The organism is Alkalihalobacterium sp. APHAB7 (genome assembly GCF_048323755.1).
Lineage (GTDB): Bacteria > Bacillota > Bacilli > Bacillales > Bacillaceae_F > Alkalihalobacterium.
Genome location: NZ_JBLWFS010000002.1, coordinates 1 through 25737, shown reverse-complemented (window position 1 = coordinate 25737; position 25737 = coordinate 1). Strand labels below are relative to the sequence as shown.

Genomic DNA, 25737 nt, shown 5'->3' with positions numbered 1-25737 from the left:
GGATTTTCGCGAAAATAGCCGAAAAACTTTTTTGTCATGTGCATCCCTTATGCCTAGTACATGTGACAAGAAAAGACAAAATAGACTGCTTGTCTCAAAAAAAGATGCTCAGTAAGATTAAGGAGGAATAAATTATACCTTTCAATCACTATTAGTTGATTTCTATATAAGAGAGGTCGTTAAGTACTAAAAAAGTTAAGCAGGAGGTTTTTATTGTGCCTAGAGAGCTCGTAGTTGGGAACGGTAAACTACTCGTTAATATTGATAAAGACTTGCAGGTTAGGGATATTTATTTCCCTTTTGTCGGACACCAAAATCATGTTCAAGGTCATCCCAATCGAATTGGAGTATGTGTTGATGATACGTTTTATTGGTTAAATTCTGAAAACTGGACGATTCAAACGAACTATCATGAGGACTCTCTTGTTACTAATAGTCTAGCGGTGTTGCCAGAGCAACAAATCGCTATACGTGTTGAAGAAGGGGTTCATCAACGTGAGATGGTGTTCATGCGGAAGTTTTCTGTAGAAAATCTATCTAAACATCATCGTCATATTAAATTGTTCTTTCATCAAGACCTTGCAATATACGAAAATGAAGTGGGGGATACTGCCTTCTTTTCACCTAAAGATCGTACAATGATTCATTATAAAAGAAATCGCTATTTCTTATTTAACGGATCTCTTGGTGATAGTGGAATTAAGCAATATACAACAGGTGTCAAGCGTTTCCATGAGCAAGAAGGCACCTTTCGTGATGCTGAAGATGGACAACTTCATTTTAATCCAATTGCTCAAGGGTCTGTCGATAGTACATTCTCGCTAGAGGGAGAGCTTGAACCTAACGCCACACAAGAAGCTTACTACTGGATGACTGTTGGTAAGTCGTTAAAAGAGGTACAAGCTCTAAATGATTATGTCATGGAGACAGGACGTCAACAAACTTTAGATAAAATACATACTTACTGGAAAAGTTGGGTTAATAAAGGACAAGTATTGACGGCTAATTTTTCACCAGAAATGATTAATTTATATAAACGCAGCTTACTAGTTGTCAGAACTCAAACGAATGAAAACGGGTATATTATTGCTGCTAATGATTCTGATATCCTTCAATACAACCAAGACCACTATAGCTATATGTGGCCAAGAGATGGCGCCCTTATTGCACAGGCAATGGTTAAAGCTGGTTATCACGGGATGGTTCGTAACTTCTTTAGAAGATGTAGTGAAGTGTTATCAGATGAGGGTTACTTATTTCATAAATATAATCCGGACGGTTCTATTGGCTCGAGTTGGCATCCGCTAGTTGGAGAAAGTGGTGAAGAACAGTTACCCATACAAGAAGATGAAACAGCTCTTGTTTTATGGGCGTTCTGGGAAGACTATGCAGCAACTGGTGATATCGAGTTTGCTCAATCTCTATACCGTCCTCTTGTTCGTCCAAGTGCAGAATTTATATTAAACTTTATTGATGAACAATTAAATCTTCCCTCTCCTTCCTATGATCTATGGGAAGAGAGACGGGGAATTTTTACGTTTACAGCTAGTACTGTCTATGGTGGTTTAGTGGCAGCTTCTCGATTTGCAAATCTATTAGGTGAAAAAGAGAGCGCAGAGCGATATGAACAAGGTGCTAAACGAATAAAAGAAGCTGTAGAGAAGTATCTTTTTGATGAGAATACAGGTACATTTTTTCGAGGTTTATATAAGGATGGAACAACAGGTGAAATTATTGTTGATCAAACCCCTGAAAGCAGTCTTTACGGGCTGTTTGCTTTTGGCATGTATGATGCCAAGGAAGAAAAGGTTAATCAAACAATGAGTGTAATTAGCGAACAACTTAGAGTGAAAACAAATGTAGGGGGTTATGCACGATATAAGAATGATACTTATTTTAAACAAACAGAAGATATTCATGAAGTACCAGGAAACCCTTGGATTATCTGTACATTATGGGTTGCTAAATGGCATATCTTGAAAGCAGTTAGTATAGAAGAACTTCAACCAGCCTATGAGATTTTTCAATGGGTTTGTGAGCATTCTTTAAGCAGTGGTTTACTTCCTGAACAAATTCATCCAAACACAGGTGAACCTTTGTCGGTAGCCCCGCTTACATGGTCACATGCAACATTTATTGATGTCATAAATGACTATAATCAGGCGTTTAGACGACTTTCTTTTAAAGTGTAAAAAAGATACACTTGCTACCTTGGCATATCTTTGCTATCATTTAAAGGTATGAATGAAAACAAGAGGTTTGGAGGGAGAACATAATGCGCGTACAAGTAACTTTAGCTTGCACTGAAACTGGTGATCGTAACTACATCACTACTAAAAATAAACGCACAAACCCTGAGCGTATTGAGCTAAAAAAATATAGCCCAAGACTTAAGAAACACACTTTACATCGTGAAACGAAGTAAGGTAATCAAATGAGACCGCAAAAAACCTATATACTTAGGATTTGCGGTCTTTTTTGTTTGTCTGTATATTTTATATTTAAGCGCAGTAAAATCAACGGATATCAACAGTATAATCTAACGCAGCTTTTATTTAATAATAACTTCGACTTGGTGGTGGTACTTTTGCAAATAAAGAAAGAATTACGTACTGTCGTAAAAAATAAGTTAAAGGAAATGGGTGCAATAGAACATAAAACCAAGAGTGAAAAAATACAAGAACATCTGAGTTCAACTTCTTTATGGAAAGAAGTGAGTACAATTGCAATCACTATTTCTAGAGGAAATGAAGTAGATACATATCAAATTATTAAAAAAGCTTGGACAGAAGGAAAAAAAGTAGTTGTCCCCAAAACGTATCCGAAAAAAAAAGAAATGGTATTTTTTCAAATTTCCAGCTTTGATGAACTTGAAAATACTTATTTTCAATTAAAAGAACCAAAAGAAACGGTTTGTTTCCCTTATCGTCGCGAAGATATTGAATTAATTATAGTACCAGGCGTAGCTTTTGATAGAAAAGGAAATAGACTTGGTTATGGAGGCGGATATTATGACCGTTACTTAGACCATTATAAAGGTAACACATGTGCACTTGCTTTTGAGGAGCAGTTGGTAAGTGAAATACCATTAGAATCTTTTGATGTTCCCGTTCAAATGATTGTAACAGAAAACCAGGTGTATAAGTGTTGATTATTTATCAATAAGGTGTATTGTTATTAGCAGACAAAGATCAAGTAAAGTTAGGTGAAAAAAATGGATGTAAATGAACGTTATTCTAGACAAATGTTATTTTCTCCAATTGGCGAAGAAGGGCAAAGAAAACTCTCTCAAAGTCATGCGTTGATCGTCGGGATGGGTGCACTTGGTACCGTGTTAGCCAATCATCTCGTTCGTGCGGGTGTGGGATTTGTACGAGTAATTGATAGAGATTATGTAGAAAAAAGTAACTTACAAAGGCAAATGCTTTTCACGGAAAAAGATGTGGAAGAAGCACTTCCAAAAGCAGTTGCAGCTGAACAAAAATTGTCACTTATTAATTCTGATGTAAAAGTAGAAGGAATAGTTAGCGATGTTACATTGCATAATATAGATGAGTTCATACAAGGTATGGACATTGTGCTGGATGGTACCGACAACTTCCAAACCCGCTTTCTTCTAAACGACATTTGTTTCAAGAAAGGAATTCCTTTTGTTTATGGAGGAGCAGTGAGCTCAAGAGGAATGTCCGCCTTATTTGTGCCAGGCGAAACTCCTTGTTTACGTTGTTTTATTAAAGAAGGAGAAACTGGCGGGCAAACGTGTGATATGATTGGTGTTATTTCTCCAGTGGTAGATATAGTTGCATCTTATCAAGTAGTTGAAGCGATGAAATATTTAGTTGGAGCAAAAGAACAGCGCCGCAGTCTAATTACTTTTGATGTTTGGCGACATCATACATATGAACTTAAATTTACTTCCCCGGAAAAAGAATGCCCAACGTGCCAACAAAAAAAGTATCCGGCTTTAGAAATGAATAAAGACGAGGTGACATCACTTTGTGGGCGTGAAACGGTTCAGTTTCATATGAGGAAAACATTTGACTTAAACGATTGGGAAACTCGACTAAGTAAAGTAGCTACTGTCCAAAAAACACCATTCTTACTCAGGGCTCAATTAGGTGAAGGTGAAAAAATCGTCTTATTTACAGATGGACGTGCGCTCATACAAGGAACTGAAGATGTTGTTAAGGCAAAAGCTATATATTCCAAGTATATTGGATTATAGCCATAATGTAACAAAATTGCCACGTTGAGACCGTTTTCATCTGCAAAAAATGTTTGTGAAATAATGTACAATTTAATGGGAAGGTTATACTAAACGAAGGGTGGCATACTAGTGGACAACTTAAAAAGTAGTCGTGTAGTTATCATCGGTACAGGGTTTGTAGGTTCAAGTTACGCCTATGCACTTCTTAATCAAGGTGTTACTGATGAAATGGTCTTAATTGATCTAAATAAAGAAAAGGCTGCAGGAGATGCGATGGATTTAAATCATGGCTTACCTTTTTCATCGCCTATGAAGATATGGGCAGGAACATATGCCGATTGTAAAGATGCCGATATCGTAGTGATCACAGCTGGAGCCAATCAAGCACCTGGTGAAACTCGCCTTGACTTAGTTGAAAAAAATACAGCCATTTTTCATAAAATAGTTTCTGAAGTCATGAATTCTGGGTTCAATGGGATTTTTCTTGTCGCAACCAACCCAGTCGATATCTTAACTTATGCAACGTGGAAATTTTCAGGTTTACCAAAAGAACGGGTCATTGGTTCGGGAACTATACTAGATACAGCTAGATTTCGTTTCTTGTTAGGGGAGTATTTCGATGTAGACTCTAGAAATGTTCATGCGTATATTATGGGCGAGCACGGTGATACAGAACTTCCAATTTGGAGTCATGCCGATATTGGAGGAAGGCCTATTTTACGCTATGTTGAAGATGAGCAATCAAAGATAACTAAAGAAGGACTTGATGAAATTTTTATTAATGTCCGTGATGCTGCATATCATATTATTGAACGCAAAGGAGCTACCTACTATGGAATTGCCATGGGGCTCGTTCGATTAACAAGATCTATTTTACGAAACGAGAATTCAATCCTAACGGTCTCGGCGTTACTTGAAGGACAGTATGATCTAGATGACATTTATATTGGTGTACCTGCGATTGTTAACCGAAATGGTGTTCGAGAAGTAGTGGAATTAGATTTAAATGCAGAAGAAAAAGAAAAGCTTCAACATTCTGCATCCGTATTAAAGAAAGCGATGGAGCCTGTATTAAACTTTAATAAATAGATATCGAATAATTGACACTTAAAATAGGCAAATTATGAGCAAAGGAGGAGATCTAGTTGATATCTCGTTTATTTATGCTTATAATTGTCTATTTTGTTTATCGCTTTCGTTATCGTATTTTAAATGCCCTACTTGGCCAAAGATGGATTAGAAAATCGGCTGTAAAATGGACAATGAAAATTCCTGGCTTACGTCAAAAGTTTATGTCAGAAATGATGTTTGGTTCTAGATCGGGTACCGTAAATAACCAATAATTAATTTAATTGTTTGGAGGCACTGTCAGTTTGACAGTGCCTCCGTGCTATTTTGGCTAAAAGATGAAGGATAATCTAAGAATTGATATAATATGGTAAGGAGGAGGTTGGCTATGCGTTGGAGAACAATTTGTTTTGATTTAGATAATACGTTGTTCAGTCATGAAGATGCCTTTGAAAAGGCAATATGCTTTTGCTTTGAAACACTCCAAGAACAGTGGCTTAACGAAAAAAGAATTGAAAGCCCAATCGATGTTCCAATATGGTTTAAGACCTTTAAGAATAATAGCGATTTATACTGGAAGCAATTTGAAACCAATAAAGTGACTGCAAAAACGTATCGGCGCTTACGGTATCATGATACGATGAAAACATTTGATTTGCCATACTCTGACGAGGAAGCAGACCACTTTCATGCCCATTACTATGATATTGTTGACTTATTTAGTGAACCATTTGAAGGTTTACTGGACTTAATGAATGAACTTAAAGAAAGAAACATTAAAGTCGGAATTATAACGAACGGTACAGCGGATACACAGTATCGGAAAATAAAAAAAATTGGGTTAGCTAGTTTTATCGGCAATGAGCAAGTTTTTGTTTCTGAAGAGCTTGGTATAGCAAAGCCAAGTCGTGACATATTTGATTTAGCAATCACAAAATTAGGTGAAACGAATGGGAAGTTATTTATAGGGGATTCTTGGGAACATGATATATGTGGTGCAATCGATGCGGGTTGGGATGCAATCTATTTAAATACGAGAGGAATACCAGCCAATACGAGCCATGAACCATATGCAACGTGCAGTGAATTAATGGAAGTGTTGGACCTTATAAAAAGTGACCAGTCGATGAAAGGGTGAGAAAATGGATGTTTTGCAGCATGATTTATTTTACTGGCAACTAGTCCACCATCTTGTCACCCAAAAAGGTTATCGAGTGATTGAAGTCAATCCAAATATGAATGAGATATGGTTAGAAGAAGAAGTTCGTCAGTCACCTAAAATACTGCGAGTTGTTCGAAAAGATGTGAATTGGAGTAATCGGTTAAAAGAAGAAATGCACAATACGTTAGTAAAGTTCAATGGTCTGCGCAGACAACTCAGCTTTCGCAAAGTAATAGGAGAAAATATATATGTTTCTACTTATAGCCCGGTGGACTCATGGGAGCATTTAATAAACGAGCCTCTAACGATAGCTCAAGAAAAAACTGTGATGCACACATATTTAATAGAAACAGACGATGAGAATAAAGCTAGGGAACTAGACCGGTTAAAACTCGATTTAAACATCCCTCAATTGAATGGTTTGTCTAACGATTTTTATGCTATTGAAGATATAGAAGATCGTATTAAAACTTTAAGAAATGAAGTTCTACAGAAAGCAGAAGAGCGTTTGCAAGCGGAACAGGCGATTTTTAAATTTGGGAAGCCGTTTTTTACTTATCTCTTACTCCTTTCAGTTGCTGTTATGTTTGTTCTACTTGAGTTAAATGGCGGGAGTATGAGAATTTTGACATTAGTTGAATTTGGGGCAAAGTATAATCCACTCATTGAGGGCGGGGAATATTGGCGCCTTTTTACAGCGATGTTTTTACATATTGGTTTTCTTCATTTTTTTATGAATTCATTGGCTCTATTTTATTTAGGTAGTGCAGTTGAGAGGATCTTTGGGAGTTGGCGTTTTTTATTTATCTATATCATTGCTGGCTTGTTTGGATCCATTGCTAGCTTTGCTTTTAATGATCAAGTGGCAGCTGGGGCATCCGGGGCAATTTTTGGTTGCTTTGGAGCTTTATTGCATTTTGGAATTAATCATCGCAAGTTATTTTTTCGAACGATGGGTATGAGTGTCATCGTTATTCTTATCATTAACCTATCGTTAGGATTTCTAGTTCCAATGATAGATAATGGTGCTCATATTGGCGGGTTAGTTGGCGGATTTTTAGCTTCTTTCGTTGTGCAGCTACCAAAGCAACGTTTTAAAATAAGACAATTGTTCCTTCTCGGTGTAGTAGTTGCTGTAGGATACGGGTTATTTTTGTTCGGCATGATGAATGACCAAAAAGCTGGGGCTCCAATCGTACATTTACAACTTTCTCAGGAGTTACTAGAGGAAAACGAGTATGAAAAGGCATACTCACTTTTATTAACTGTACAAGAGAGACAGTTAGACATCCCTGAACTTTACTTTTTGTTAGGATACACTGAGGTTCACCTTAATAAATATGAAGAAGCAGAGAAGAATTTTAAACGTACTGTTGAAATGCGGCCTGAATTTCATGAAGCCCACTATAACTTAGCACTGATTTATGTACATTTCGAAGAAGAAGATAAAGCTCTTCAAGCCGTAGAGCAAGCATTAATTTATTCACCGACTGAAGAGCCTTATGTTCAGTTGAGAGAAAAGCTAGAACGGTAGAATTTTTATATGCTGAATTTTTTCTCCTTTTTCGGTTTGAAAAAGAATGATAAAATGATCGTTATTATTGGAGAGTAAAATGAGTGGTACGGTACTTCCTACAGGTTTAATTTCTGCACCATGATCCTCTTGAATACCTGAAAAGTATTCATGGTATATACTCTCCCAAATTTTATGAGTGACAAAAGTGGTTTGATCTTCATTCAAGTTTGGAAGAGGGGTTTCCTTATATTCACAAAGACTCGTTAGTGGGAATGCTAAATAATTGTTTGGATTGATGTTATATTCTCTTAACATGTCTTTCCAAATATACGCAAGCTGTTGCTCAACAATATAATCGAGAATCCTCTTTCCTTCTATTTCTTTTTCATTAGTAGGAACTTTAAAAGAGTGAATTGGAGCCAATGGTGAGTCGATCACGTATAAATCATCACAACTGATGGTTAACCGACTTTTGATTTCATCATTGGGATAATGAATTTCTGAATGATGAAAAGAGATGGCTTGAAAGTGCCCGCTATCCTCACCGTTAATCGATTTTCGATTATTCATTTCATGTCTATTTTTCTCCCACTTAGACATCACTTGAGTTAATCTGCCATCTTCAAATAAAAAAGATATATCTTTTCTTAAATAGGCTTTTTGATTTAGCTGGGATGAAGTACTCCAGTCAATTGTATACTCATCTTCATCTTCAATTGTTAAAAATTGAAGTGAAGTATCGGCATGAATATATTCTACTTTCTCGTCAATGGGCTCAAATGTAAGAGCTTCTAAATAAGCGGGTTTCTGATTAAAGACAATAAATAAAATAATGGCAGTAATGAAAGTGAATATCCCAATCATAATCATTTTCTTAATCATTTATGCTACCTCCAGTGGACAGCCTTTTATTCTGTAATTTTTATGTGATGAATTGAACGAATATGATAAATAAAGATGAAATGGGGAATTTATTTTGGAAAAACTCAATATTAACAACGTTGTTGATACTCTTGAACTACTTGTAAACATCCCGAGTCCTTCGGGAAATACAGAGAAAGTCATTGCTGCAGTTGAAGAGTGGTTAAGGCCACTAGGTGTAGAAATGAAAAGAAATCGAAAAGGCGGCCTTATTGTCACTCTTCCGGGTCAAAATGATAATGAACACCGGATGTTAACCGCTCATGTTGATACATTGGGAGCAATGGTAAAAGAAATAAAGAGTGATGGCCGGTTAAATTTAACAATGATCGGTGGGTTTCGATGGAATGCAGTTGAAGGAGAGTACTGTAAAATCGAAACGAGTGAAGGCAAGGAATTTACCGGTACAATCCTTATCCATCAATCGTCTGTTCATGTTTATAAAAATGCAGGTGACGTAAAACGAGATGAAAAGAATATAGAAGTACGGATTGATGCACCTGTAACAAATGCAGAAGAAGTCCGCGAATTAGGAATTGAAGTAGGGGATTTTGTTTCATTTGATCCTCGATTTCAAGTGACTGATCATGGGTTTGTGAAATCGCGTCACCTTGATGATAAAGCGAGTGTCGCCATCTTAATGAACACAATTAGAAGCATGATCGAAGAACAACGTCAGTTACCATACACGACGCACTTCTTAATTTCAAATAATGAGGAAATTGGCTATGGTGGCAACTCTAATATTCCTACGGAAACCGTGGAGTATTTAGCAGTGGATATGGGAGCGATAGGAGATGGGCAAACGACAACTGAGCACTGTGTTTCCATTTGTGCAAAAGATTCTAGCGGGCCTTATAACATTGGGTTTAGAAAAAAGTTAGTCAAAATTGCTAAGGAACATCAATTAAACTATGCTGTTGACATTTACCCATTCTATGGTTCAGATGCTTCTGCTGCGATTCGCTCGGGGCACGATATTGTACACGGTCTAGTCGGTCCTGGAATCGATGCCTCTCATGCACATGAACGTACACACGTTGATTCGCTCGAAAACACATATAAATTAATTTATCACTACATCCTGTCACCGATGAATTAACAATTCATATATTCATATCATTGGAGCCACTATCTTTTTATGGTGCCAGGCACCTTTAGTCGACTAAAGGTGCCTGGCACCATTTTTTTATTTTTTGCATAAAATCACCAGCTTTGCAAAAAATGTACTTGAAGTGGAGGCGATTTTATTTGGCAAAGAATGATATATTACATCCAGTATCTAAAAAAATAGATGAAAATATAGATTATTTAAAAGAAGCTCTTGGTGTTGATAAAAGTTTTGATATTATACACCTCGATTTAGAATATGCAGAAGTCCGGATGGCTCTTTTTGTTGTGGATGGCTTTGCAAAAGATTTCTCTTTAACTCAGATTCAGCGTGAACTTATAGTGCTAAAACCAGAAGAGCTATTAGAAAACCCTTTAAAGACGTTAACACAAACGAAAATTCCCTATGTAGAGATTGATACAAATGAAGATTTAGATGCAATAGTCGATGACGTACTAGCTGGACAAGCAGCTCTAGTAGTAGATGGTTTGGATAAAATCATATTAGTTGATACGAGAACCTACCCTGTCAGGGGACCTGAGGAACCTGATACAGAACAAGTCATTCGCGGGGCTAAAGATGGTTATGTTGAAACGTTAGTTGAAAATGCAGCTTTGACTCGTAGAAGAGTTCGTGACCGAACCTTAAGAATTCAATATAAGCGGGTCGGTCGCCGTTCCAAAACCGATTTATGTATAGCATACATAGAAGATATAGCTGATCCTCAAGTTGTAGATAAAATTAGTCAATCATTAGATAAAATTGATACAGATGGATTACCGATGGGTGATAAAACAATAGAGGAATTTATTTTCGGTCGACACTATAATCCTTATCCAATGGTACGGTATTCAGAGCGTCCAGACGTAGTTGCAGCCCATCTATTTGAAGGGCATGTTGTCATAATGGTTGATGGCTCACCAAGTGTTATGATAACGCCTACAACATTCTGGCATCACTTACAACATGCGGAAGAATATCGTCAGAAGCCAATTATTGGCATTGCCTTAAGAGGAGTACGTTTTGCAGCCGTATGGGCTTCCATCTTCTTATTGCCGCTTTGGTATCTATTTGCAACGAACCAGCATATGCTGCCCGAGATGCTTGCTTATATAGGGCCAAATGATGAAGGGCAGGTCCCTATCTATGTTCAGTTTCTATTAGCGGAAATTGGAATAGAGATGTTGAGGATGGCAGCCATTCATACACCGAGTGCCCTTGCTACCGCGCTCGGTTTAGTCGCTGCCATCTTAATTGGTGAAGTTGCCATTGAAGTAGGATGGTTTTCTCCAGAAGTCGTCTTATATTTAGCGGTTGCAGCAGTTGGTTCATTTGCGACACCAAGCTATGAATTAAGTCTCGCTAATCGTTTAATTAGAGTACTCTTGCTAATTAGTACAGCAATATTCGGTCTAGCTGGTTATTTAGTGGGTATCGTCTTGTTTATTCTACTATTAGTCAATATGAAAGGCTTTCAAACGCCTTATCTTTGGCCTTTCCTCCCATTTTCATTAAAAGGCTTTAAAGATGTTCTATTACGTTCTCCAATCCCGCTAAAAAATCGAAGACCACCAGCTATACATCCGCTCGACCCTGATCGTTAAAGGTTTATAGGGTATGTCGAAAAGTATAAACAAAAAGAAGTAAGCTATGTCTAGCTTACTTCTTTTGTATTCTGACGTGTAGCGAATTACCGCTAGTTGAACATCAAATTTAAATTTTTAAATTGAAATCCATTTCATAGAATTCATCTTTAATAAAAATTTCCGGTTTATTAATCGCTTGAAATTCGGTCGCAAGTACAAGTCCAATCGGTGTAGTTTGATTAGCATTCACAACTGTAAATGGGACATGATGTTTGTTTGCTTCTTTTACATAATTGGAATACAGCTGATAAGATAAATTTCCGTTGATATACAGGTGGATGTTTTGTTCATTTTGTAATAGTCTTACTGCTTCGTCATACATGCCTTGATGTATGACTTGTTTCTTTGTTAGAGCAAGGTGAACTCGTTCAATAATAGTTGTAAGAAAGATATTTCGTTCTTCAGGTCTAATTTCTGGATTACCGTAAAGTCCTCGGTTAATAATGTCTTTTAATTTGTCTTCCATGATGTCTTGGACTCCTTTTTTTCTTTAGTGTCTTATTCACCTTATTAATACATATAGATGATAATAGTAGCTTGTTTCACTTTTTTAGAAGGAGGAAAAATTATGATAAGTTCCTTAATCGGGATGTTTTATACGATTGCTATAGGGTTTAGTATTGGTGGATTAATGATATCAAAACGAATGATGCCAACTAGACTGCAGGTTTTTTTAGTTACGCTGTTTTTTGCTTTTGCAGTCTATATCGGTATCGTAGTTGGCCGTTTATTTGAAAAAGTGATTGCTCTTCAATTTATAGAAATCTTAGTCGGACTTGTCGTTTTAGCGACCATTGTACTCGCATTTATTAACTTTCATCCGATGATGGGATATTTTCATCAGCAGTCTCGAGTAATATGGGGTGTTTTGTTTTTACTATTTTTTTTATTTGGTATTGAGTGGAATATTCGCGAAGCAAGTATTTGGCTTCACTTCGTATCAATCGGCTTTTTTTATTTTGCCATTCTTATAGGACAACTTATTCAATATGAAGTATTACAGAAAATCTGGCGTGTTGAATATACTTCCTTTTTACCATTAGTGTACCTCGCGTTGCTTGCGATCTTTAAAATCTTTTAAAAGAATTTTCCACCAATTAACGTTTCTGTAATTATTCCTATCGAATAATAATCGCGTTCTTGATCCTCCATATTAAACAAACCGATAAACCCTAAAATAAATCCAACAGCTAGTAGTATCACAGGAAAAATAAATGATTTCTTTTTAACAATACAAATAACAGAAATAATTGCAGCACTTACTAAGACGAGTAGTCCTAATATAAAAAAAGTAAAGCTATCCATAGGTAAATCCCCCTTATAAATGTTCTCTCTTTATGTTAGAACAAATAAGGGCTTTTTTATGTGACAAATTATTAAACAATTGTATATTGAAATACTTGTTGATTAGAATGGAGTTGTTATAATGAGGTGGGGTAGGTGAATACAAATGAGGACATTTTATGATGTTCAGCAATTATTAAAAAAGTATGGAACTTTTATTTATACAAAAAATCGTCATGTTGACGCTCTTATGATGGAGGAGGAAATCCGCGAGATGTATGAGTTTGGCATGCTTGATAAACAATTATTTCAAGAAGCTTTGCTTATACTGAAAAAAGAACAACGTGAAGAACAGAAAGGTTGATGACATGACTACAAAGTGGTATGTAGGTGTAGATCTTGGAGGAACAACGATTAAACTAGCTTTTATCGATCCGTATGGTGACATTGTGTATCAAGGAGAAGTCCCGACAAATACGGCAAATGGCGGCACCGAAATTACAACGGATATTGCTAAATGGATTGATGGCTCATTAGAACATTTAGGAGAAACGAAAAGCCGGTTAGATTCGATTGGTATGGGTGCACCAGGTTTCATTAATATGGAAACAGGATACATTTATCAAGCTGTTAACATAGGCTGGAAAGATTTCCACTTAAAGGATCGCTTAGAAATGGATACAGGGCTTCCGGTAATTGTTGATAATGATGCCAATATCGCTGCTCTTGGTGAAATGTGGCGCGGTGCTGGTGATGGTGCGAAAAACTTATTGTGCGTAACTTTAGGTACTGGAGTTGGCGGGGGAATAGTGGCTAATGGTAATATCCTTCATGGTGTTAATGGAATGGCTGGAGAAATCGGTCATATCACAGCAGTACCAGAAGGTGGTTATCATTGCAATTGCGGGAAAACAGGCTGTCTGGAAACCGTAAGTTCTGCAACAGGAATTGCACGAATCGCAAAGGAATTTGTAATTGAATATCCAAATAGTCTTTTAGCTAGTGAATATGCGAAAGCCGGCAACATGACGGCGAAATTAGTGTTTGCTTGTGCTGATAAGCAAGATGAATGTGCGATCAAAGTTATAGAAAAGGTTACATATTACTTGGGCTTTGCACTTGCAAATTTAGCGAATGCTTTGAATCCTGAAAAGATTGTGATTGGCGGTGGTGTTTCAAAGGCAGGCCTAACCTTATTACAACCATTAGAAAAAGCCTTTCAGAAGTTTGCATTACCTCGTGTTGTAGAAGGGGTATCGATCGTTACCGCTACTTTAGGAAACGATGCAGGCGTTATCGGTGGAGCATGGTTAGCTAAAACAAAAAATTAGACTAAGTTTGTTTAAACATTATTAACGACAAATGAACGCTAACATATAATAATATTAACCATTAAGAAAAAAGGTGCATTGAAATGTACTGCAGATAGAAAACTAAATTTAATATAGATTATAAAAGGGGAATTTTACATGGAGAAACATCGAGTTGAACGTGATTTAATTGGTGAGAAGGAGGTTCCGGCTGATGCTTATTATGGAATACAAACGATGCGAGCCAAAGAAAACTTTCCAATTACAGGATATCCACCTCATGAAGAGTTAATTAAAGCATTTGGGTTTGTAAAAAAAGCTGCAGCCATTGCAAACCGAGATGTAGGTGCTTTAAATCCACAAATCGCTGATGCTATTGTTGAGGCAGCCGAGGAAGTTATTGCAGGAAAACTGAACGACCATTTTATCGTGGATGCCATTCAAGGAGGAGCCGGAACATCTTTTAATATGAATGCAAATGAAGTTATTGCCAATCGAGCCATTGAGTTTCTAGGTGGGAAAAAAGGGGAGTACTTAAAAGTCAGCCCGAATACTCACGTGAATATGGCACAGTCTACAAATGATGCCTTTCCAACAGCCATTCATATTGCTTGTTTGAATTTGGCAAAAGGCTTAACGCAGCAATTAGAAGATTTAATTCAGGCTCTATCAGAGAAAGAACAGGAGTTTGATGACGTGATAAAAATGGGACGTACCCACCTTCAGGATGCTGTACCCATCAGGCTTGGTCAAGAGTTCGGTGCCTACCGGCGTGTAATTACGAGAGATCTTCGACGTTTGAACGGATCATTAAGTGAATTATATCAAATAAATATGGGAGCGACTGCAGTCGGAACAGGTTTAAATGCATTACCTGAATATATACAAAAAGTGGCCAAGTACTTAGCCGACATTACACAGTTACCATTTGAAACTGCAGACGATTTAGTTGATGCTACTCAAAATACGGATGCCTATACCGAATTATCAAGCGCCTTAAAAATACTAGCGATAAATTTATCGAAAATGGCAAATGACTTACGTTTGATGAGTTCTGGGCCAAGAACAGGCTTAAACGAAATTAACTTACCAGCAAGACAACCTGGTTCATCTATAATGCCAGGGAAAGTAAATCCGGTTATGTGTGAAGTGATTAATCAAATTTCTTTTCAAGTCATTGGAAATGATCATACGATAAGTCTTGCTTCTGAAGCGGGACAGTTAGAATTGAACGTGATGGAACCCGTTCTAGTTTTTAATTTGTTACAATCGCTATCCATCTTGCAAAATGGAATTAAAGTGTTTAGGCAATATACAATCGAAGGAATAACGGCTAATATTGAAAAGTGTAGAGATATGGTGGAGAGAAGTGTAGGAATTATTACAGCAATCAATCCGCATGTAGGGTATGAATCAGCAAGTAGAATTGCTAAAGAAGCCATTCAGACGGATCGCCCTGTGCGTGAAATTTGTATCGAGCGAGGAATTCTTTCTGAAGAAGAACTAAATGAAATTTTAGATCCAAAAGAAATGACTAACCCAGGAATAGCTGGAGCTAAGTTTTTATATAATTAAAATAGGTAAAGGGTGCATTCGCACCCTTTTTATGTCAAAATTATGGACAGATGCTTATTTTATTGAGCATCTTTATGAAACATGTAATAATGTAGATTGCTCTTAGTCGGTAATAACAAGAAATATGAAGTTTTAAACGGAGGTTCAAATGAAAAGTAAATCTCTGTTTTTCGTAATAACCTTCCTTATGATACTTAGTGTTGGATGTACTACGAAAGATGAAGTCGTTTTAGACCACCCTCAAAAAAATCTCAATTTAATTGAAAAGAAATTAGATTTGTTATCGGTAACACAATTAAAAATACCACTTCAAGTAAATCCATACAGCTTTGTTGAAATCAGTGAATGGTATGATAGTGATACGATTCTTTTATTAAAAGACGAAAACGCAATTTCTTACATAAACAAAATGAATCTGAAAACAGGTGAAATTAGTGATTTTTTTCAGATAGAAGAACCCATTTTCTCCGTAGAAGCAAACTATGACCACTCATATTTTGCCATTCAGACTTCGACTTACGATTTAAGCTCTCCGCTTTACTTTATTAATGCAGAAGGACAGATGGTTTACAAATTAAGTGACATTGGTGAAGAATATTCTCTCTTTTGGAGTCCTTACAATTCTGATGAACTCATAATCATTTCATTTCTTCCCGACTGGGAATTTGATGTGTACCAATTAAATCTTAGCGAAGGAAGATTAGCCCAGCTTAACCTTGATAAAACGTATTTTCAGTGGCTAACTAAAGATGAAGTTGCCTTTCTAGAATGGTCTTCGTTTGCTCCAAGCTTTTTTGCTCCAATCTATAAACACAATCTGGTGACAAAAACGACAGAAGAAATTTTAGAGGAAGTCATCGCATTTTTTACATTCGGTGAAAATGTTCTTGTCACAATCTCAGTCGATTCATTGGATGCTGAGCAATCCATTTATCATTTTTATCACGATAAAAATTTGGTAGCACAACTTGAGATACCAACGTTAAATACGTATTCAGAGCAGTGGTGGATACCGTTCCATCAATATGATGATAATAAGCACTCCTTTTATTATTTAAAACCGATGTATAGTGGCGATTTTTTGGATTACGACGAACCATTTGAATTAACTCAATTTAACGTTGAAACAGGTACTGAGGAGAAGATTGTGGATGTGGGTCTACAAGCTCCGATTAATTTGTCTCCAGATGGAAGCTTGATGTTATACGGGAACCAATTTGAGTGGTTAATTGATCTATCTAATAAAACCATTCATTCTCTAATCGAGTAAATGACCTTGTTCTTTTCAGTTGTAATCTATAAAAAATATGTCATAATGAAAAAGAGAAAATTTAATAGTGTGACTAGGGGTGCCTGTAACCAGGCTGAGAAAAAGGACATTCTTTTACCCTCGAACCTGATCTGGTAATCCCAGCGTAGGAAAGTCGAAGAATTGATTAGACATCAATATCTAACCGTAATCCGTCGTTGGATTGCGGTTTTATTTTTAGTGTGTTTTAAAAGCGTTTCTGCGGTATTGATAATTTTGCTTTGTCTTAAGCAAAGTAGATCTGTTAATTTACAAAGACATAATACTTTAAACAGTGAAAGGAGACATCAAGAAATGAAAGATTTTAAACTTTATACGATTACTGGTGAAGAATTTCACCCGGATCGGGATTTAGTAACGGTAATGGAACAAGCTATTATAGGTGGATCAGACATTATACAATTACGCGATAAAACAAATTCAAAAAAGGTTGTTTTTGAAAAAGCAAAGCAATTACGAGAGTTAACCCAAAAATATGGGGTAACATTTATTGTAAACGATCATATTGATGTAGCGCTCGCTGTGGATGCCGATGGAATTCATATTGGGCAAGATGATTTACCGATAGAAGAGGCAAGAAAAATCGTTGGAGAGAACAAGATTATTGGCCTTTCTACCCATGCGATTGAAGAGGCTCGGGAAGCTGAACGAGCGGGTGCTGATTATATTGGGGTAGGACCGATTTTTCATACAAACAGTAAAGTAGATGTAGTGGACCCCGTTACGACGGACTATATTCGTCAAGTAGTAAAGGAAATTACGATACCTTTTGTAGCTATTGGTGGAATTAAGCTTCATAACGTCGATCAAGTGATAGAGGCAGGGGCTGCACGTATTTGTGCGATTAGTGAAATTGTAGGGGCAGAAGATGTTTCATCTGTATGTCAACAGTTTATTGAAAAAATTAACCAAAAGGTGAAATCATAATGGAACTTTATGTGAATGGTGAAACGGTAGAATTAGAAGTAAGTACACTAGCAGAAATTGTTAAACATTATGGGCTTGAACAAAATTTAGTTGTTACTGAAGTGAATGGAGAAATCATTGATCGAAGTAACTGGGAGACTACCGTCGTTGAGTCAGGAATGAAAATTGAGTTAGTCCATTTTGTTGGAGGAGGATGATCATATGAACAACAGCAAAGACAAATTAATCATCGGTGGAAAAGAGTTATCTTCTCGATTTTTTATTGGAACAGGACGTTATCCTAATCCTTTTGTACAAAATGAGGCGATTAAAGCATCCGGTTCAGAAGTACTGACGTTTGCGATTAGGCGAGTTAATTTAGAAGCACCTGATGAAGATGCAATATTACAACATTTAGAAGGACAAACATTTACGTACTTGCCTAATACATCAGGAGCGAAAACAGCTGAAGAGGCGATACGTATTGCGCGTTTAGCAAAAGCAAGTGGTCTAAGTGACTGGATTAAGATTGAGATCAGTGTCAATGAGAAAACATTACTACCTGATCCAATTGAAACTTTAAAGGCAACAGAAGTTCTTGCCAACGAAGGATTTGTTGTCCTTCCTTATACTTCAGATGATCCTGTATTATGTAAAAGATTAGAGGAAGCGGGTGCTGCGGCTGTTATGCCTGGTGGTGCACCAATTGGAACAGGGCTAGGAATTTTAAACCCTTATAATATATCGTTAATCGTTGAAGAGGCTAATGTACCGATTATTGTAGATGCTGGGCTAGGCTCTGCGAAAGATATTGTTCAAGCGATGGAACTTGGTGTTGACGGTGTATTAATGAATACACCTGTTGCAAAAGCAAAGGATCCAGTTAAGATGGCGACTGCAATGCGATATGCTATTGAAGCTGGTCGAATGTCCTATTTAGCTGGTCGAATTCCGCAAAAACGCTATGCAACAGCAAGCAGCGCCTACGAGTCATTGATCTTGAAATAGAAAGAGTGATGCAAATGGGAGAACGGATTGTTGTACTAGGTGGGGGTATTATCGGACTTGCAACTGCTTTTGAATGTCAAAGACGTGGACATGAAGTGGTTGTTTTAGAAAAGGTAGCTTGTGGTGGACAGGCTTCAGGAGCAGCAGCTGGAATGCTTGCTCCATTTTCTGAGATAGGCGAAGACCCTGATGATTTTTTTAGACTTTGTCTTGAGAGCTTAAAACTATATCCGAAATGGCAAAAAGATGTAAAAGAAGTTTCGGGAATGGATTTTGAATACACGAACTCAGGAAGTTTACATTGTGTTTATCATGAAGCAGATCTTTTAGCGCTTGAAACGAGACAGCAGTGGCAAGGACAGTTTGGCGCTAAAGCAGAAATTCTATATGGTGAGGACTTATTTAAATTAGAAAAAGAACTTTCCAAAGATATGATTGCGGCGATGTATTATCCTGAAGAGAGTCATGTATATGCACCAGATTATGTAAAAGCTTTAGAGGAGGGCTGTCGTAAATTAGGTGTAAAGATTTATGATTACCTTGAAGAAGTTACATTGCATAGTTGGCAGTCTGAAATAACGATGGTTGCAAAAGATGGACGAACATTTTTGGGTGACCGCTTAGTAGTTAGTAATGGTGCCTGGGCAAAAGAATTAGAAACCGTATTGGACTTGAACATTCCAGTGTATCCGATTAGAGGTCAGATATGTGCCTACAATATCCCAGTAGGAAAAGTGAACCATATCATTTATACAAGTCAAGGGTATTTAGTTCCTAAAGCTAATGGTACGCTTGTTAATGGGGCGTCGGAAGATATTGCTGGATTTAATACAACGGTGACTGAAAAAGGTATTCGTAGATTAACGAATTGGAATAAGAACGTGTTGCCGTTTCTTGAGGGTGAAGTACCGTTTCATACGTGGGCTGGTTTAAGGCCAGCTACACAAGATGGTTATCCTTTAATCGGTCCGTTATCGAATACACCAGAGATTATTTTTGCGGCTGGACATTACCGGAATGGAATACTATTAAGCCCAGTAACTGCTCATATCGTTGCGGATCTTCTTGATAAAAAACAGGAGATTGTACCGCTGAATTCGTTTTCTCCAGAGCGATTTAGTTAAAAACGGGAGACAACAATCTAGGAAGGTGAAAAGTGATGAACATTGCACTAACAATAGCAGGCTCCGACAGTGGTGGCGGAGCGGGCATACAAGCTGATTTAAAGACATTTCAAGAATTAGGTGCATTTGGTACTAGCGTAATTACAGCGATAACCGCGCAAAATACATTAGGTGTGCATGGGGTGTTTCCACAATCTATAGCCGCTATAGAGGCCCAACTTGATGCTGTACTATCTGATATGGGTACAGATTCAGTTAAAACAGGAATGTTATTTTCGGCTGAAATTATTGAGCTTGTTGCACATAAGCTAGAACATTACCATGTAAACAACATTGTAGTAGATCCTGTAATGATTGCAAAAGGCGGTGCATCCTTATTACAAGATGCCGCAGTCGAAGCTCTTGTTACTAAGCTGCTTCCGCTAGCAACTGTTATTACACCTAATCTACCTGAAGCGGCTAAAATATTAGGTGTTGATGAAATGACAACGTTAGAAGGAATGGAGAGCGCTGCTAAAAAGTTACATGAACTCGGACCGAAGTACGTTGTATTAAAAGGTGGGCATTTACAAGGGGATGAGAAATCTACGGATATCTTGTACGATGGAGAAAATATTACTCTTTTAGAAGCGGAACGGGTGAGTACGAAAAATACTCATGGAACAGGGTGTACATTTGCAGCCGCTATTGCAGCCCAACTTGCCAAAGGCGATGAAATAACAGTTGCTGTGAAAACTGCAAAACAATTTATCAGTGCAGCAATTGCTCATTCTTTATCGATCGGCAAAGGAATTGGCCCAACTAATCATGCTGCGTATCGATTAAATAAATAACTTAAGGCTGATCAGGAGGATATCCGTGGTCAGCCTTTAAAATTCTTAGGAAACAATAGACAAATAATAAAAACTTAGAGACAATAACAGGGTATATATTAATGTTAAGGTGGTTGTTTATGTTTAGAGGGAATGCTGCTGTTATCATATTACCGCTCCTATTAATGGGATTTATTTTTTATGGAGGTTATCATTATTTAAATACGTCTGGTCAACTCACAAATGAAGAATTAGACACTGTCGTTTCTTTTGTTGTAGAGGCTGATTCACACGGTAGTAAGCATACTATCACTGGTTATTGGGATTGGAAAGAAATGCCTGTTGACGGGATGCTTGGTCATGATTATATTGGAGTGAAATTTGTTGAAGAAGAACAAGATTCATTCGACCCTCAATTGATTAGCGGTTCAGCACTACAATTATTACACGGTGAACAAGTCATTTTTGAAACCGAAGGAACTTTAGTTCTTGACGGTATTATTTTTGAGTTTCCAAATGAAGTGCAAGAACACATCGGCTATGGGAATAAAGGTTCATTTGAGATTGAATTAGATAGTAAGTTGTATTCTGGGAACGAGGTTTCGATTAGCTATCTCCATACATGGGAGGAACATGAGGGCTTCTCATTTGATCATGCTCGTTTATCAAAAGAAAATGTTGATATTGAGCATTGGATTATCGAGCGTTTTACGACTATTCCAACACAATGAGAAAGGATTGGACAACATGATTAAAGGTTTGTCCTATCAAAATGGGATCTTCTTTATTGGAAAAGAATATGTAGCTTGTGCTTATAACAACAAAGGTAGGATATCCGATTGGGTAAAACCGCTTAACCTTACGACTATATTTCTAATGTCTAGACAAGTATTTACATCTTTGCCTTGGATATTTAAATGTTTAACCATTGTTTTTATGGCACTAATATTTCTACCTAAAATCTTAATTACCTTTCTGGATGTTATAACTTGGAGAGGTTTACCGTATTATTTTTTATTTTATTATATGTTTGGAACACATTTTATGTTTCCGACAACATTAAAAAAATACCATGGGGCAGAACATAAAGTCTTTAGTGCTCGAGGGATAATAAAGCAGTCACGACTTTATCAAATTCGAAAAGCTGCGATAACTAATCCCTACTGTTCAACAAATACTGTTGTCATTTATTTTAGCTCGGTAGGATTACTTTGGTTATTATTAATTCCTTTTTTTACAGGAGCACAGGCTCTTATGTGGGCTTCATATAGTGCGCTTGTCGTTGTTATTCTTATCAATCGAACATTCAATAAAAGGTTTATGCGAATTGTAAGGAGATATGTTATAGTTGTATCTTATTTTCTACAAAAGCATATTACAACGACTGAGCCTGAACGAGTTCACTTACTGACAGCAATCCGTTCGTATCGAAAATTGGCAATGCAAGAATTTCCTGATCTTATTAAGGAAAAAAGGATTGTAAAGAAGGAGGAGAAAAAAGTGGCTATAGTAGATGTAACTATTATTCCAATTGGTACAGACTCACCAAGTGTAAGTCATTACGTGGCTGATATACACCGTGTTCTTGAAAAGTATGGGAATAAAATTAAATATCAACTAACACCAATGAGTACTCTTATTGAAGGAGAATTACCTGTACTTTTTGAAGTAATTCAAGCGATTCATGAAGTTCCTTTTGAAGCGGGTGTTCAAAGGGTGGCTACCAATATCCGGATTGATGATCGTCGCGATAAAGCATCATCACTTGAAGGGAAATTAGCGTCGGTTAATAAGAGGTTAGATGAGAAAAGCGTTACTGAAAATGAGAAATAAGCATGAAAAACACCTCCAAATCTTTTGATTTAAGAGGTGTTTTCTTATGTATGGCTGGGCTAGCAGGATTCGAACCTGCGCATGACGAAGTCAAAGTCCGTTGCCTTACCACTTGGCTATAGCCCACCGCGACCGGTTGACAGTAATTATTATGTACGGAACGAAATGAAATATACAATTTTTTTATAAAAAATTAACTTTCAATACTGTAAATTCAATAGTATTGTAAAAATTAAAGGATCAAAGGAGGTGAAGAAATATGGAGGAAATCGAACATAAAAGTACCTATATATTAAATGAAGCTGCAAGAAGAAAGGCAAGTGATATTCATATAGTGCCAAACAGAGTGGATGCTTATATTTATTTAAGAATTCACCAAAACTTACAGTTTTTCGAAAAAATATCAGTGAAAGTTTGTGAAAAACTCATAAGTCATTTTAAGTTTTCTGCTGCTATGGATATAGGAGAGAAAAGAAAACCCCAAAATGGTTCCCTAGAATTTATATTTCAATCTAGACGTATCAGCCTCCGCCTTTCCACAATTCCCACGCCATTTCAAGAAAGCTTAGTAATAAGACTTCTTCCCCAAGATGAAACTTTAGCCCTTGAACAACTCCCTTTATTTCCTAAAGATTCATTGTTTTTAAAACAACTGACTAAAAAAAGAAGTGGCCTTATTATCATTACGGGGCCAACAGGATCAGGAAAAACAACTACGTTATATTCGATGATGTTAGCAGCAAAACAAGCTAACCCAATAAATATAGTTACGTTGGAGGACCCTGTCGAAAAACGAACAGAAGGTTTAATACAATTGGAAATAAATGATAAGGCAGGAATAACGTATGAGGAAGGTTTGAAAGCAATACTTAGGCACGACCCTGATATTATCATGGTTGGGGAGATTAGAGACCAAGTGACGGCACAGTTAGCTGTTCGTTCAGCTATGACAGGACATCTTGTTCTTACAACGATGCATACCACTGATACGATTAGTGCCATCAATCGATTATTAGAATTAGACATACCGAAACATGATATTGAACAAACGTTGGTAGGTGTAGTCACACAAAGGTTAGTTGTACGAAAGTGCCCATTATGTGGAGATAATTGTTCAAGTTATTGTGACAAAATAAAAAACCACAAAATTACAGCAGTTTACGAAATGTTGCTTGGGTCCAATTTGATTAATGCTAAATATAAGATTTTTCACAATCAACCTTTTTCAATATCTATTAGAACGTTACAAAATCAATTAATTAAAGCTTATGCGCTTGGATTTATAACACAACGTTCTTTAGAGAGGTATGGTGAAATGAGTGAGATGGGGCAAGTATTTAAATGGAATAAAGAAAGCAGAAATTCTTCAACGATTAGGTTATTTGTTAGAGCAAGGATATAGCCTGTCAGAAGGACTAGAACTTCTTCAGTTATCTCAAAAAGAACCCGTAAAATTAAAAATTTTTGAAGTGCTGAAGCTCTTAAAGGAAGGACAAGCCTTATATAAGGCACTTGAAGGCTTAAAGTTACCGAATGATATTAGTTCTTTTATCTACTTTTCAGAGCAGATAGGAAGTCTATCAACGGGTCTAATCGAAGCCGGAAAGCTCTATTTAAAACAAGAACAAATAAAAGAGAAGTTAGGAAAATTACTAATGTATCCTTTATTCCTAATTTGGTTACTGTTAATTGTTATGACAGTCATGGTGACTTTTTTATTTCCTCACTTTAAAAACTTATTTGATACAATGTCTGTAGATTTACCAATTGTAACGGTTTTATTTCTTCATATGATCAATAGCATTCCCTTTGTGTTATTAGGGGGACTAGTTGCTTCCTTATTTGGATTTACTTATTATATAACGAAGTTCCGCCACTTTACTCCTCATAAAAAGATGGCTTTAATCCTTAAAGTTCCGTTTGTCTCCTCGTTTGTGTCTTCATTGCTTACTTACTATTTCTGTATTCAGTTAAGTAGTTTACTTAAAGGTGGCTTATCCATTTCTCAAGCGTTAAATATTTTTAAAGACCAAAGCATTATACTATTTCTCCAAGACGAGGCAACATGGTTAATTCAAGGCTTAAAGGAAGGAGAAGGATTAGCAGACCTTTTAAGTCAAAGACCTTTTTTTAATGATGAATTACCATTGGTTATTGAACATGGACAAAAACGAGCAGCGTTAGATCTTGAATTACTTCATTATAGTGAACATTTATTTGTTTCAATTGAAGAAAAGACAAAGAAAATGGTAATGGTCTTGCAACCGAGTATGTTTTTCATAATTGGTGTTATTGTACTACTCATGTTTTTATCCATACTCGTTCCAATGTTTCAATTAATTAACTCATTAAGTTAAACTTTAGTTAGTCAGTTAAAGTAGATTGTTCATTACAATGTACTTTAACTGTTTACTAAAAAGGTAAGACACTTAACGGCTTATAGATGATTAACGTATTTCAAGGGACGTTTAAAAACCTTTTTATATTTTTTTGTAAAATCACTTGAATATTGTTTTTTAAAGTGATATATTATTATTCGTCGCTGCTAACGCGATGACAAACAATAAAAAAGTCCTTGACGATTATTTGATAGTTTGTTATGATAATAAAGTTGCTGTTGAGGCAATAATAAAAAAGTTCTTTGAAAACTGAACAAAAAGCCAAGCGAAATAAATGAGATACATGATATCTCGTCAATGTTTTAAAACGTCACAGTGATGAATGATCTTCGATTAAGAACGCAACGTCCTGTTGCAACATCGAAGCCACCACATCCTGTGGAAGTGAGCTATATCAAACACTTTTATGGAGAGTTTGATCCTGGCTCAGGACGAACGCTGGCGGCGTGCCTAATACATGCAAGTCGAGCGGACTTCATAAGAGCTTGCTCTTATGAAGTTAGCGGCGGACGGGTGAGTAACACGTGGGCAACCTGCCCTGTAACG

General features: G+C 36.7%; 27 protein-coding genes, 1 tRNA gene, 1 rRNA gene, 1 pseudogene and 1 riboswitch. Of the genes and pseudogenes, 26 read left to right on the top strand and 4 right to left on the bottom strand.

Annotated features, from left to right (window positions below; translation table 11 throughout):
* Positions 1-215: 215 nt before the first annotated feature.
* The 8 genes from ACNSTQ_RS02450 (at position 216) to ACNSTQ_RS02415 (ending at position 7971) form a co-directional block, all read left to right on the top strand.
* Entirely contained in the window at positions 216-2192 is a 1977-nt protein-coding gene (locus ACNSTQ_RS02450; RefSeq protein ID WP_418198269.1) for a glycoside hydrolase family 15 protein, read from the top strand.
* 83 nt (positions 2193-2275) lie between these two features.
* The gene (rpmG, locus tag ACNSTQ_RS02445; protein WP_045485842.1) at positions 2276-2425 is read left to right on the top strand and encodes a 50S ribosomal protein L33; all 150 of its coding nucleotides are present in this window, start codon (positions 2276-2278) and stop codon (positions 2423-2425) included.
* 9 nt (positions 2426-2434) lie between these two features.
* Positions 2435-3151, top strand: a complete 717-nt coding sequence (locus tag ACNSTQ_RS02440; protein ID WP_418198268.1) for a 5-formyltetrahydrofolate cyclo-ligase — start codon at positions 2435-2437, stop codon at positions 3149-3151.
* A gap of 63 nt (positions 3152-3214) precedes the next feature.
* Entirely contained in the window at positions 3215-4225 is a 1011-nt protein-coding gene (locus tag ACNSTQ_RS02435; RefSeq protein WP_418198267.1) for a ThiF family adenylyltransferase, read from the top strand.
* A gap of 111 nt (positions 4226-4336) precedes the next feature.
* Positions 4337-5296, top strand: coding sequence for an L-lactate dehydrogenase (locus tag ACNSTQ_RS02430; protein ID WP_418198266.1), 960 nt, complete (start codon positions 4337-4339; stop codon positions 5294-5296).
* A gap of 56 nt (positions 5297-5352) precedes the next feature.
* Positions 5353-5550 carry a sodium:proton antiporter gene (locus tag ACNSTQ_RS02425; protein WP_418198265.1) on the top strand — a complete coding sequence of 66 codons (198 nt, stop codon included), beginning with the start codon at positions 5353-5355 and terminating at the stop codon, positions 5548-5550.
* A 113-nt stretch (positions 5551-5663) separates the two neighbouring features.
* Positions 5664-6413 (top strand): HAD family hydrolase, encoded by a 750-nt coding sequence (locus ACNSTQ_RS02420; RefSeq protein ID WP_418198264.1) that lies wholly within the window; start codon positions 5664-5666, stop codon positions 6411-6413.
* Between the two features lie 4 nt (positions 6414-6417).
* A complete protein-coding gene (locus ACNSTQ_RS02415; RefSeq protein WP_418198263.1) occupies positions 6418-7971 on the top strand; it encodes a rhomboid family intramembrane serine protease in 1554 nt (517 codons plus the stop codon).
* On the opposite strand, the gene ACNSTQ_RS02410 is transcribed toward ACNSTQ_RS02415, so the two are convergent.
* Positions 7960-8835: a hypothetical protein gene (locus ACNSTQ_RS02410; protein ID WP_418198262.1), complete on the bottom strand. Its 876-nt coding sequence runs from the start codon at positions 8833-8835 to the stop codon at positions 7960-7962. The genes ACNSTQ_RS02415 and ACNSTQ_RS02410 overlap by 12 nt on opposite strands.
* 91 nt (positions 8836-8926) lie before the next feature.
* On the opposite strand from ACNSTQ_RS02410, the gene ACNSTQ_RS02405 reads away from it, so the two are divergent.
* Complete coding sequence (locus tag ACNSTQ_RS02405; RefSeq protein ID WP_418198557.1) at positions 8927-9976, top strand: M42 family metallopeptidase; 1050 nt, start codon at positions 8927-8929, stop codon at positions 9974-9976.
* A 149-nt stretch (positions 9977-10125) separates the two neighbouring features.
* Positions 10126-11589, top strand: coding sequence for a spore germination protein (locus tag ACNSTQ_RS02400; protein ID WP_418198261.1), 1464 nt, complete (start codon positions 10126-10128; stop codon positions 11587-11589).
* A gap of 109 nt (positions 11590-11698) precedes the next feature.
* On the opposite strand, the gene ACNSTQ_RS02395 is transcribed toward ACNSTQ_RS02400, so the two are convergent.
* Positions 11699-12097, bottom strand: a complete 399-nt coding sequence (locus ACNSTQ_RS02395; protein WP_418198260.1) for a YueI family protein — start codon at positions 12095-12097, stop codon at positions 11699-11701.
* A gap of 102 nt (positions 12098-12199) precedes the next feature.
* Here ACNSTQ_RS02395 and ACNSTQ_RS02390 point away from each other — a divergent pair, with 102 nt between their 5' ends.
* Entirely contained in the window at positions 12200-12712 is a 513-nt protein-coding gene (locus ACNSTQ_RS02390; protein ID WP_418198259.1) for a hypothetical protein, read from the top strand.
* Here the strand turns inward: ACNSTQ_RS02390 and ACNSTQ_RS02385 are convergent.
* Positions 12709-12936 (bottom strand): hypothetical protein, encoded by a 228-nt coding sequence (locus tag ACNSTQ_RS02385; protein ID WP_418198258.1) that lies wholly within the window; start codon positions 12934-12936, stop codon positions 12709-12711. The genes ACNSTQ_RS02390 and ACNSTQ_RS02385 overlap by 4 nt on opposite strands.
* Positions 12937-13081: 145 nt before the next feature.
* Between ACNSTQ_RS02385 and ACNSTQ_RS02380 the strand changes: the two genes are divergently transcribed.
* From ACNSTQ_RS02380 to ACNSTQ_RS02325, 12 genes and pseudogenes are all read left to right on the top strand, one after another.
* Positions 13082-13279, top strand: coding sequence for a YqgQ family protein (locus ACNSTQ_RS02380; RefSeq protein ID WP_418198257.1), 198 nt, complete (start codon positions 13082-13084; stop codon positions 13277-13279).
* A gap of 4 nt (positions 13280-13283) precedes the next feature.
* On the top strand, positions 13284-14246 hold the full coding sequence (locus ACNSTQ_RS02375; protein WP_418198256.1) for an ROK family glucokinase: 963 nt from the start codon (positions 13284-13286) through the stop codon (positions 14244-14246).
* Between the two features lie 138 nt (positions 14247-14384).
* Positions 14385-15800, top strand: coding sequence for an aspartate ammonia-lyase (aspA, locus tag ACNSTQ_RS02370; RefSeq protein ID WP_418198255.1), 1416 nt, complete (start codon positions 14385-14387; stop codon positions 15798-15800).
* Between the two features lie 148 nt (positions 15801-15948).
* Positions 15949-17070, top strand: a complete 1122-nt coding sequence (locus ACNSTQ_RS02365; protein WP_418198254.1) for a hypothetical protein — start codon at positions 15949-15951, stop codon at positions 17068-17070.
* A gap of 65 nt (positions 17071-17135) precedes the next feature.
* Positions 17136-17239: riboswitch (TPP riboswitch) on the top strand.
* A gap of 164 nt (positions 17240-17403) precedes the next feature.
* Positions 17404-18036 carry a thiamine phosphate synthase gene (gene thiE, locus ACNSTQ_RS02360; protein WP_418198253.1) on the top strand — a complete coding sequence of 211 codons (633 nt, stop codon included), beginning with the start codon at positions 17404-17406 and terminating at the stop codon, positions 18034-18036.
* Complete coding sequence (gene thiS, locus ACNSTQ_RS02355; protein ID WP_418198252.1) at positions 18036-18233, top strand: sulfur carrier protein ThiS; 198 nt, start codon at positions 18036-18038, stop codon at positions 18231-18233. Before thiE ends, thiS begins: the two co-directional genes overlap by 1 nt.
* 4 nt (positions 18234-18237) lie before the next feature.
* Positions 18238-19023, top strand: a complete 786-nt coding sequence (locus ACNSTQ_RS02350) for a thiazole synthase (protein WP_418198251.1) — start codon at positions 18238-18240, stop codon at positions 19021-19023.
* Between the two features lie 14 nt (positions 19024-19037).
* The gene (thiO, locus tag ACNSTQ_RS02345; protein WP_418198250.1) at positions 19038-20147 is read left to right on the top strand and encodes a glycine oxidase ThiO; all 1110 of its coding nucleotides are present in this window, start codon (positions 19038-19040) and stop codon (positions 20145-20147) included.
* Between the two features lie 35 nt (positions 20148-20182).
* Complete coding sequence (gene thiD / locus ACNSTQ_RS02340; RefSeq protein ID WP_418198556.1) at positions 20183-20980, top strand: bifunctional hydroxymethylpyrimidine kinase/phosphomethylpyrimidine kinase; 798 nt, start codon at positions 20183-20185, stop codon at positions 20978-20980.
* 119 nt (positions 20981-21099) lie between these two features.
* Complete coding sequence (locus tag ACNSTQ_RS02335) at positions 21100-21690, top strand: hypothetical protein (protein ID WP_418198249.1); 591 nt, start codon at positions 21100-21102, stop codon at positions 21688-21690.
* Positions 21593-22384 (top strand): annotated as a pseudogene (locus ACNSTQ_RS02330) (DUF1385 domain-containing protein); the annotation flags it as partial. The gene ACNSTQ_RS02335 and the pseudogene ACNSTQ_RS02330, both read left to right, overlap by 98 nt.
* Before the next feature lie 75 nt (positions 22385-22459).
* Positions 22460-22792: an MTH1187 family thiamine-binding protein gene (locus ACNSTQ_RS02325; protein ID WP_418198555.1), complete on the top strand. Its 333-nt coding sequence runs from the start codon at positions 22460-22462 to the stop codon at positions 22790-22792.
* Positions 22793-22843: 51 nt separating this feature from the next.
* Here the strand turns inward: ACNSTQ_RS02325 and ACNSTQ_RS02320 are convergent.
* Positions 22844-22918: transfer RNA gene (locus ACNSTQ_RS02320), tRNA-Gln, on the bottom strand.
* A 133-nt stretch (positions 22919-23051) separates the two neighbouring features.
* Here ACNSTQ_RS02320 and comGA point away from each other — a divergent pair.
* The 3 genes from comGA to ACNSTQ_RS02305 form a co-directional block, all read left to right on the top strand.
* Positions 23052-24194 (top strand): competence type IV pilus ATPase ComGA, encoded by a 1143-nt coding sequence (comGA, locus tag ACNSTQ_RS02315; RefSeq protein ID WP_418198248.1) that lies wholly within the window; start codon positions 23052-23054, stop codon positions 24192-24194.
* Complete coding sequence (gene comGB, locus ACNSTQ_RS02310; protein ID WP_418198247.1) at positions 24112-25149, top strand: competence type IV pilus assembly protein ComGB; 1038 nt, start codon at positions 24112-24114, stop codon at positions 25147-25149. The genes comGA and comGB overlap by 83 nt, the downstream gene beginning before the upstream one ends.
* Before the next feature lie 445 nt (positions 25150-25594).
* Positions 25595-25737: ribosomal RNA gene (locus ACNSTQ_RS02305) — 16S ribosomal RNA — on the top strand; the annotation flags it as partial.